At 70.7% G+C, this 8515-nt stretch carries 7 protein-coding genes, 1 tRNA gene and 1 pseudogene; 4 read left to right on the forward strand and 5 right to left on the reverse strand.

The window, feature by feature from the left end; translation table 11 throughout:
- Nucleotides 1-138: 138 nt before the first annotated feature.
- Nucleotides 139-211, forward strand: a tRNA-Ala gene (locus ACFWPA_RS19320).
- Between the two features lie 59 nt (nt 212-270).
- On the opposite strand, the gene ACFWPA_RS19325 is transcribed toward ACFWPA_RS19320, so the two are convergent.
- The gene (locus ACFWPA_RS19325; RefSeq protein ID WP_378571551.1) at nt 271-1113 is read right to left on the reverse strand and encodes an SgcJ/EcaC family oxidoreductase; all 843 of its coding nucleotides are present in this window, start codon (nt 1111-1113) and stop codon (nt 271-273) included.
- 240 nt (nt 1114-1353) lie between these two features.
- On the opposite strand from ACFWPA_RS19325, the gene ACFWPA_RS19330 reads away from it, so the two are divergent.
- Nucleotides 1354-2466, forward strand: coding sequence for an N-acetylmuramoyl-L-alanine amidase (locus ACFWPA_RS19330; RefSeq protein ID WP_378571559.1), 1113 nt, complete (start codon nt 1354-1356; stop codon nt 2464-2466).
- 78 nt (nt 2467-2544) lie between these two features.
- On the opposite strand, the gene ACFWPA_RS19335 is transcribed toward ACFWPA_RS19330, so the two are convergent.
- Nucleotides 2545-3186, reverse strand: coding sequence for a hypothetical protein (locus ACFWPA_RS19335; RefSeq protein ID WP_378507030.1), 642 nt, complete (start codon nt 3184-3186; stop codon nt 2545-2547).
- Nucleotides 3187-3406: 220 nt separating this feature from the next.
- Here ACFWPA_RS19335 and ACFWPA_RS19340 point away from each other — a divergent pair, with 220 nt between their 5' ends.
- Entirely contained in the window at nt 3407-4435 is a 1029-nt protein-coding gene (locus ACFWPA_RS19340) for a CobW family GTP-binding protein (RefSeq protein WP_378571553.1), read from the forward strand.
- A 27-nt stretch (nt 4436-4462) separates the two neighbouring features.
- Here ACFWPA_RS19340 and ACFWPA_RS19345 read toward each other — a convergent pair whose 3' ends face one another.
- Both ACFWPA_RS19345 and ACFWPA_RS19350 read right to left on the reverse strand, forming a co-directional pair.
- Complete coding sequence (locus ACFWPA_RS19345) at nt 4463-6019, reverse strand: SLC13 family permease (protein ID WP_378571555.1); 1557 nt, start codon at nt 6017-6019, stop codon at nt 4463-4465.
- A 5-nt stretch (nt 6020-6024) separates the two neighbouring features.
- On the reverse strand, nt 6025-7344 hold the full coding sequence (locus tag ACFWPA_RS19350; protein ID WP_378571557.1) for an amidohydrolase family protein: 1320 nt from the start codon (nt 7342-7344) through the stop codon (nt 6025-6027).
- Between the two features lie 137 nt (nt 7345-7481).
- Here ACFWPA_RS19350 and ACFWPA_RS19355 point away from each other — a divergent pair, with 137 nt between their 5' ends.
- Nucleotides 7482-8177 (forward strand): GAP family protein, encoded by a 696-nt coding sequence (locus ACFWPA_RS19355; RefSeq protein ID WP_378507034.1) that lies wholly within the window; start codon nt 7482-7484, stop codon nt 8175-8177.
- Nucleotides 8178-8299: 122 nt separating this feature from the next.
- Here ACFWPA_RS19355 and ACFWPA_RS19360 read toward each other — a convergent pair.
- Nucleotides 8300-8515 (reverse strand): annotated as a pseudogene (locus ACFWPA_RS19360) (ATP-dependent helicase); the annotation flags it as partial.

Genomic DNA, 8515 nt, shown 5'->3' on the forward strand with positions numbered 1-8515 from the left:
CCGGAGGAAATGTCGGTGACCAGCCGATTTGTTGCGTCGACCGATGGTGGTGTAACTTTTTCCAGGCGAGAGCGGAACGGCCCGAAACGGTCGAGGCTCCCGCCGGGCCCGGGACACCGGGTGAGCACAACAGAACACGGGGCTATGGCGCAGCTGGTAGCGCACCACACTGGCAGTGTGGGGGTCAGGGGTTCGAGTCCCCTTAGCTCCACCGAGAAGACCCGGTCAGACAATGTCTGACCGGGTCTTTCCTTTCTGTACCGCCCGAGGTTAGGCGGTGGGGACCAGCGTGTTCTGCCTGCGGATGATCCACCACCGGCCGTCCCGCCGCGCGAAGACGTACAGCGCCGTCATTTCGGGAGCCTCGCCCCGGTCGGCCGCGTCCGCCGTCGACCAGGCGCGCTTGCTGGCGACCGCGATGTCGGGTCCGAGCATCGACATCCCGTGGACCCGGTAGTGCGCGGTGGCGTCGCGGAGGGACGGATGCGCGAGCCCGCGCCGGGTGGTCTCCTCGATCTCCTCGAGCCCGGCGGCCTCCATGCCCGCCGCGTTCACGATGCGGGCGTCCGGTGCGATGTCGCCGAGCAGCAGGTCGGCGTCGTTGCGGTTGAATCCGTCCTCGACCCTGGCGATGATGGCGCGCAGCGCGGCCGCGTCCGCCGCCGAGACGTCACTGCCGACCTCCGTGTCGGGGCGAACCACGATGGTGTTCTGCCCCTGCACGAGCAGCCAGTCGCCGCCGCGCCGAGCCCACACGTACGTCGGCCGACCCTCGCGCCGCGGTGAGAACGACTGCTCCTCCGGCGTGAGGGCCTCCTGATCGACGCTGGTGATCGCGATGTCCGGCGCCAGGAAGCGCACGTCCACCACGTCGTAGCGGACGGACTGGTCCGCCATCGCGCCGGGCAGCACCTGTCGGGTGAAGGCCGCGATCTCGTCGAGTCCGACCAGGCGGCGGCCCGCGCCGTTGACCCACACGGCGTCGGGTGCGAACAGGGCGAGGAAGCCGTCGACGTCTTCCGCGCGTTGGGTGCGCTGCACGACGGCGACGAGGTCGCGGAGGCGGGCAACGTCCGTCTCGGTGGGCAGGGTGATGGCGGTTTCGGTAGTCATGCGACAAAGGGTGCTACTTCAAGTGCACTTGAGGTCAAGCGCGCGTCCAGCCCGTGAGATCACGGAACGCCAACAGTTCGCCGGAAACCGCCGCGCGCGCCGCCCGATACCGCGCGACGGGTGCTTCACTGGATCCGCATGTGACAAGAGTGACTGCTGTGGCAGTGCTGCCGTTACCCGCCGGAAGGAGAGCGGCGCCGGGGCGTCCCGCCCGTCGTGCGTCCGTCGACGCCCATGAAACTGACCACCTGGACCATCGGGGCCGCCGCCTCCGCGGTCGCCGTGACCGCCGCGCTGCTCCCGCCGACCGCGCTCGCCGATCCGGCCGCCGACCCCGCGACCGTCGCACCGCTCACCCCGCTCACCGGGAGGACGATCTTCCTCGACCCCGGTCATCAGGGCACCGGCCACGACGAGAACCTGGCGCGGCAGGTCGACGACGGCCGCGGCGGGACCAAGGACTGCCAGACCACCGGCATGACCACCCTCGGCGGGACGCCCGAGCACACCGTCACCTGGGACGTCTCCCAACTCGTCAAGGCGGGCCTCGAGAAGCTCGGTGCGACGGTCGAATTGAGCAGACAGGACGACACCGGGTGGGGTGGCTGCGTGGACGAGCGGGCCCGCGCCGCGAACGCGTCGGGCGCGGATCTCGCGGTGAGCATCCACGCCGACTCGACCGTCGCGGGCGAGGACGACAACAGGAACGGCTTCCACCTGATCGTGCCGACCCTGCCGATCCCCGACGCGCGGGTCGACGAGGTGCAGTCGGGCCCCGGGCTCGCCGCGTCGACGGCGATCCGGGACGCCTACCTCGCTGGCGGCTTCACCGCGGCGAACTACGCGGGGGTGGTGGACGGGTTGCAGAGCCGCGCCGACATCGCCGGACCCGCGCTGACCACGGTGCCGCTCGCGTTCGTGGAGATGGGCAACGGGTCGAATCCCGCCGACGCGGCGGTCCTCGACAGCGCCGACGGCCGACTCAAGCACGCCGTCGCGATCATCGTCGGTGCCGTCGACTTCCTGATGGGCACGGACGGGGCAGGCGCCCCCGCGACCGCGGAGGCCGCCGCACCGGCCACCGCCACCGACCCTGGCACCGTCGACGATTCGGCCGCCGCGGCCCCGCAGGCCCCGGCGTCCCCGACGACGACCGCACCGACCACCAGCACACCCGGCGCGGGCGAGCGGCCGGGTGCGGCCGGGCCCGAGGCCCTGCTGGCCCAGGGGCTCACCGCACTCCAGACGCTGCTGTCCACGCTCGGCCCGGACGGAATGCGGGACCTCGCGACGGCGGAGAACCTCGGCATCTTCGCGGACCTGATCGCAACGCTGCTCGACGAACTCGGTTGACGCGCACCGCCGAACATGGCGAGGGCCGGACACCTGCATGGTGTCCGGCCCTCGCTCGGTGACGGGTACCTCGGTGAATCAGGCTCCCGCGGAACCGGCGAAGAGCGCGTCGGAGACGGCCCCGCTCGCCTCGAGATCCGCACCGAGCGAACCGGTGTCGAGCGACCCGGTGTCGGACGAGGCGGCGTCGGCGGAGCCGGTATCGGACGAGGCGGAGTCGAGCAGGCCGGCGGCGCTCGACCCGGTGTCGGATGAGGCGGAGGCCAGCGAGCCGGTGCCGAGGAAGCCGCCCAGCGCGAGGGAGGCGACCGATCCGCCCGCCGCGGCGGACCCGCTGCTGACGTCGAAGGCGAGGAGGGTGCGTTCGACGCAGCCGCCCGCGGCGACCGAGACCAGGGCGGCGGGCCCCTCGACGAGGGCGACGACGCGCTTGCCCATCGCGCCGACGAAGACCGCGACGTTCTTGACACTCATCTCGTCGGTGGTCTTGCCGATCAGCGCACCGAGCCCGCACTCCCGCAGGCCCTTGACGGTCATCTCGCCGACCGCGGTCTGGACCGCGCCGTTGGCGTCCTCCTGGGTGGCGGCGCGCTCGATCGTCTCGATCGCGGTGGATCCCGTCCCGCCCTCGGCGGGCGCGGCGATCGCGATGCCGCTGCCCGCGCCCAGTGCAAGGCCGACGGTGGCGACCAGGGTCGCGGTGCGCGTCAACTTCATCATGTACCCCTTGAAAGAGTGCCCGCGAGATCGCGAGGAGTGTGCCGAAAGCCCTGTGGGCGCCGTTATTACAGCGTGACCCGGCGATGATCCGCAACGCCGAGACCTGCGGATGTGACGCGAACCACCGGCGCGAAAGGGTGCGCAACCCGGTGTTCACATTGCCGTAACCGAGTTCACTACTATTTCAGCGAAACGGTGATGACGGACGGGAGGAGAGCGGGTGGCACGGCGGCGGATCCCGGTGGTGCTGGTGGCCGGATTCCTCGGCTCCGGGAAGACCAGCCTGCTGAACCATCTGCTCCGCGGCGACCACGGGGTGCGGATCGGGGTGATCGTCAACGACTTCGGCGCCGTCAATATCGACGCGATGATGGTCGCCGGTCAGGTCGACTCGACGGTGGCGCTGAGCAACGGCTGCCTGTGCTGCGCCGTCGACGTCGGTGAGCTGGATGCGATGCTGGACCGGCTCACCCGCGCGGACCTCGACGTCATTGTGATCGAGGCGAGCGGACTCGCCGAGCCGCGCACGATGGTCCGCATGCTCCTCGCCAGCGATAATCCGGGCATCGGTTTCGGGGGCCTGGTCGTCGTGGTCGACGCGGCAGGGATCGACGACGCCAGCGCGCGGCATCCGGAACTGGATCTGCACGTGCGGATGGCGGATCTATTGGTGCTCAACAAGATCGACCTGTGCGACGGGGCGGTGGCCGACGCAGTGCGGGAGCGGGTCGCCGGCCTGAACGACCGATCCCCGATGCTGGAGACGACGCACGGCCGGATCGATCCCCGGCTGCTCTTCGACGAGGTCGTCCGCGTCGACGACGGCCCCCGCCAGCTGAGCCTCGACGAGCTGCTGCTCGAGCGGCATCACGAGTGCGGGGAGCACGAGCACCTGCACGACCAGTACCGCAGCGTGTCGTTCACCAGCAGGGATCCGATCGATCCGCGGGCCCTGGTGCGGTTCCTGGAGGACCCGCCCGCCGGGCTGTACCGCATGAAGGGTGCGGTGTACTTCGGCATCCCGGGCCACACCCAGCGCTACCTGCTGCAGACCGTCGGGCGGCACATCCGCTTCGACCGCACCCCATGGGGCCGGGGCCGCGACCGCGGCACCGAGCTGGTCCTGATCGGCTCCGGCCTCGACGGCGACGCGGCGCTGCGCAGGCTCGGCGCGTGCGTCGCGGACCCGGCGCACGTGAGCGGTGCAGAGGCGATGACGGGCGTGCACCGCTACGTCGTCGGCGACTGACGGGTCCGGTCGTCAGCGGGCCGCGGCTCAGAACGGCCAGATCAGTGGGACGAGGAACACCGCGACGGCCGCAAACAGTGCGGCGCAGGGTAATCCGAGCTTCCAGTAGTCGCCGAACCGGTAGTCGCCTGGGTCCTGAACCATCAGGTTGCCCGCGGTCGCGACCGGGGTGAGGAACGACGCCGCCCCCGCGACAGTGATGGCCATCATCATCGGCAGGATCGACACGCCGGTACTCTCCGCGACGGCGACAGCGACGGGGGCGACGATGAGCACGGTCGCGAGGTTGCTGAGAAACTGCCCGAGGACGATGACCAGCAGCACGATGCTGGCGAGCAGCAGATGCGGTGAGTTCGCGCCGAACCAAGACACCAGTGCCGACGAGATCTGCTCTGCCGCACCGCTGGTCTGCAGCGCGGTGGACATCGGGATCATCCCGGCCACCACGATCAGCGTGGTCAGCGATACCGAACTCTGCACCTGGCTCATCGTCACGACCCGGGACCCGACGAGGATTGCGCTCGCGAGTAGGACCACGATCGCGGGCGGGAACACGTCGAACGCCAGGAACCCGCACATGGCGACGAGGACCGCGACGGACACGTAGGAGCGGGCGCCGAGGTGCACGGACTGCCGCCGGATCCGGTCCGGGGAATCGACGGGGAGGACGCCGGGGTTGCCCGCCTTGCGCTCGAGGTCCTCCCAGGTGCCGCGCAGCACCAGGATGTCGCCGGTGCGCAGGTGGGTGCGGTCGATACGGTCCTCGCCGCGGCGGACGGCGGTGACCACCAGTTCCCCGGACTCGGTGCGCATTCCCGGGTACACGAGGTCGCCGACGAACGGGGACCGGGGCGGGATCACGATCTCGATGACGCCGTCCTCGTAGCCGATGCGGGCGGAGTCCGGGGGCAGTGCGTAGTCGCGGGCGAGTGTTTCGGCGTGATCGCCGAGGTTGCGCGGCGCGTTCGCGGGATACCGGTGCGGTAGCAGTCGTGGCCCGAGGAGTACCACGATCACGACGACACCGATCAGCAACGGCACCCCGACCAGCGCGAACTCGAAGAAGCCGAACGGCCGCGATCCGGCCTCGACGGACAGTTCCGACACGAGGACGTTGATCGGGGTGCCGAGCATGGTGAGCATCGACCCCGCGTGCGCGGCAAACGCGAGCGGGATCAGGAGCTGCGACGGTGGCTGCCGCAGCCGGGCGGCCAGCGCGACCCCGACCGGGACCAGCGCGGCGACGGTGCCGTTGACACTGATCAGCGCGGTCAGGACCGCGGACAGCAGCATCAGCGCGATCAGCACCGACGACCGCTTATCCCCGACCCGGCGGGTCAGCTGCTGCCCCGCCCACGCCGTCACCCCGGTCGAGTCGAGCGCCTCGCTGATCACGAACAGCCCGGCCAGGTAGACGACGATCGGATCGCCGAACCCGGCGATCGTCTGCTCGAATGTCACGGCGCCGGTGGCGTACAGCGCGAGCGCGACCCCCAGCGCGACCACCGCCGGTGACACCCTGTTCGTGACGAACGCGACGATCGCGGCGAGCAGGACCAGGACGGTCGCCAGGATGGGATCCACGGCGTCTAGAAGGTGTCGAACCGGGCGTCGATCTCCGGGATCCGGGCCGGGCGCAGGTCCTCGATCAGGGTGCCGCGGGCGGCGACCGCGCGGGGCGCGGCGAGGGCACGCATGTCCTCGAGCGGGTTGCCGTCGAGGAGCACCAGGTCGGCGTCCTTCCCGTCCTCGATTGAGCCGATCCGGTCGTCGAGGCCGAGGATCCGCGCGTTCGCGGCGGTGGCGGCGTGCAGCGCCTGCACCGGGGTGAGGCCGCCGTAGCGGACCAGCAGGTCGAGCTCGCGCCAGGTGTTCGAGTGCGTCACATAGGTCACCGCGGAGTCGGTGCCCATGCCGAGCACGATGCCGTTGTCGAGGGCCGACCGGATGCCCGACACCATCTCGTCGAGAACGAGTTTCGCGTTCGCCAGCACGATGTCATCGGCGCCGGTCACCGACTGCGGCAGCTTCACCAGCGGCAGGCAGGCCTGCAGCGTCGGGATCATCGCCGAGTAGCCGCGCAGCGAGTTCGGGTTGTCCTTATAGAGCGCGATCGCCTCGTCGTTCATGCTGCTGCCGTGCTCGATGGTGTCGACACCGGCGCGCAGCGCGGCGATCACCCCCTCGACTCCCTGCGCATGGGCGGCGACCAGTACCCCGCGGGCGTGCGCCTCGTCGCAGATCGCCCGCATGCCCTCCTCGCTCATCTCCGGCTTGCCCGCATGCCCGACCTCGGTGGCATCGGTGACCCCGCCGGTCGCGGAGATCTTGATGGTCTGCGCGCCGCGATCGAGGTTCTCACGGGTGGACCGGCGTCCCTGCGAGGGGACGTCGCAGACGTGCGCGATCTGCGGGGCGCCGTGACCGCCGGTGATCGCCATCAACGGACCCGACGGCATGATGCGGGGGCCGACGTACTCGCCGCGCTCGATGGCGTTCCTGGCCTCGATCACCTCGTCGCCGACGTCACCGACGCTGCGGATGGTGGTCACGCCGGTATGCAGCTGGGTGAGCAGATTGGTCTTGGTGCGGCGCCGCAGCATGCGGCGTCCGAGCGGGCTGTGCAGGAACTTGGTGGCGAGCAGGGCGGTCCGCGGCCGGGTGTAGATCTTCGGCAGCGGCTTCCCGTCGGCGAACAGGTGGGCGTGCGCGTTGATGATGCCGGGCAGCAGGTAGCGGCCCGAGCCGTCGATGCTCCGGTATCCGGGCGGGATCTGGGCATCGGAGGCAGGCCCCGCGTACTCGATTGTGCCCGACGAGTTCACGACGACGGTCCAGTCGGAGTGAACGGTCCCGACGTCGTCGCCGGTGACGACGGACACGTGGGTGACTGCGAATGGTGCGACCATGGGCGTGCTTCTCCAACCGCGTTGACAGGTAGGTGCGACCCTATCCGGCGACCGGGGGGATGGTTCGGGCGGCATGGTGCGTGCCGGGCGTAGTGTCGGCGCGAGTATCGAACGGGCACGTGAGAAATGAAGGCGGCATGACCATGTGGTCAGCGGTGGGAGAAACGACGACCTACGCAATGGGGCTGGCGCTCAGCCCCTTCGCGGTGACCACCGCGATCGTGCTTCTGCTCGGTGACCGAGGCAGGATCAAGACGTCCCTGTTCGGCCTCGGGTGGTTCCTCGCGTTGCTGTCGATCACCGCGATCGCGGCGGCGGTGATCGACACCGTCGACGACGACCACCCGGAGCAGACCGCGGACGGCATCAACGTCGTCCAACTGGTGTTCGCGGCGCTGTTCTTCGGGCTGGCCGCGGTGGCCTGGATCAAACGGCCCGCACCGGAGCGGTCGGACTCGGAGGGGAAGGCGAGCAAGCCCGGCCTCCTCGATCGCCTCGACGGCATCGGCACGATCGGATGTTTCGGTCTGGGCGTCGCGCAGGGGTTGCTCGTCGTGAAGAACATTCCCCTCGCGGTCAGCGCCGGTGCGGCGCTGGGCGCCGCTCGGCTCGCGTCCGCCGAGTCCGCCGGTGCGGCGGCGGTATTCGCGTTGCTTGCGTCGGCGGGCGTGATTGTGCCACTCAGCGTTCGCATCGTCGCCGGTCACCGGATCGACTCGGCGTTGGGGGACACCAGGGCGTGGATCGAGAGGAACATGACCGCGATCACGCTGGTGGTACTGCTGGTCCTTGGCGCGTACTTCCTCGGCGAGGGCCTGGCCCTGACCGGATAGCGCCGGGTGTCCGCGCTCCGATGCGACCGCCGCCGTGCGCGGCGCGGGGGGGGGTTCGTCCCGGTTGCGGCGGGGCTCCCCGCCCCCCCCGCCCCCCCCAGCCCCGCCCGCACGGCGGGGTGTTACGGGCGGGTCGCGCGGCGGCGCCGCTGGTTGCTGCCGCCGCCCTGCCCGGCGCCGGTGTACCCGGTGTCGCTGCTGTAGACGGTGACCGACCCCTGGCCGGATCCGCGCTGGTTCGACGACCGCTGCTGGCCCGCCGCGGACTGGCCACGGCCCCGGCCGCCGCCGCGGGTGCCGCGCGCCGCGGATGCATCCGCGCCGCCGCGGGTGCCGTC

Origin of the sequence: Rhodococcus sp. NPDC058505, from assembly GCF_042720095.1 — a bacterium.
GTDB lineage: Bacteria > Actinomycetota > Actinomycetes > Mycobacteriales > Mycobacteriaceae > Rhodococcus_G.

Excerpts from the sequence above, each read along its gene's own strand:
- ACFWPA_RS19355 (WP_378507034.1), top strand. The coding sequence starts at position 7,482 with ATGACCATGTGGTCAGCGGTGGGAGAAACGACGACCTACGCAATGGGG.
- ACFWPA_RS19325 (WP_378571551.1), bottom strand. The coding sequence starts at position 1,113 with ATGACTACCGAAACCGCCATCACCCTGCCCACCGAGACGGACGTTGCC.
- ACFWPA_RS19335 (WP_378507030.1), bottom strand. The coding sequence starts at position 3,186 with ATGATGAAGTTGACGCGCACCGCGACCCTGGTCGCCACCGTCGGCCTT.
- ACFWPA_RS19350 (WP_378571557.1), bottom strand. The coding sequence starts at position 7,344 with ATGGTCGCACCATTCGCAGTCACCCACGTGTCCGTCGTCACCGGCGAC.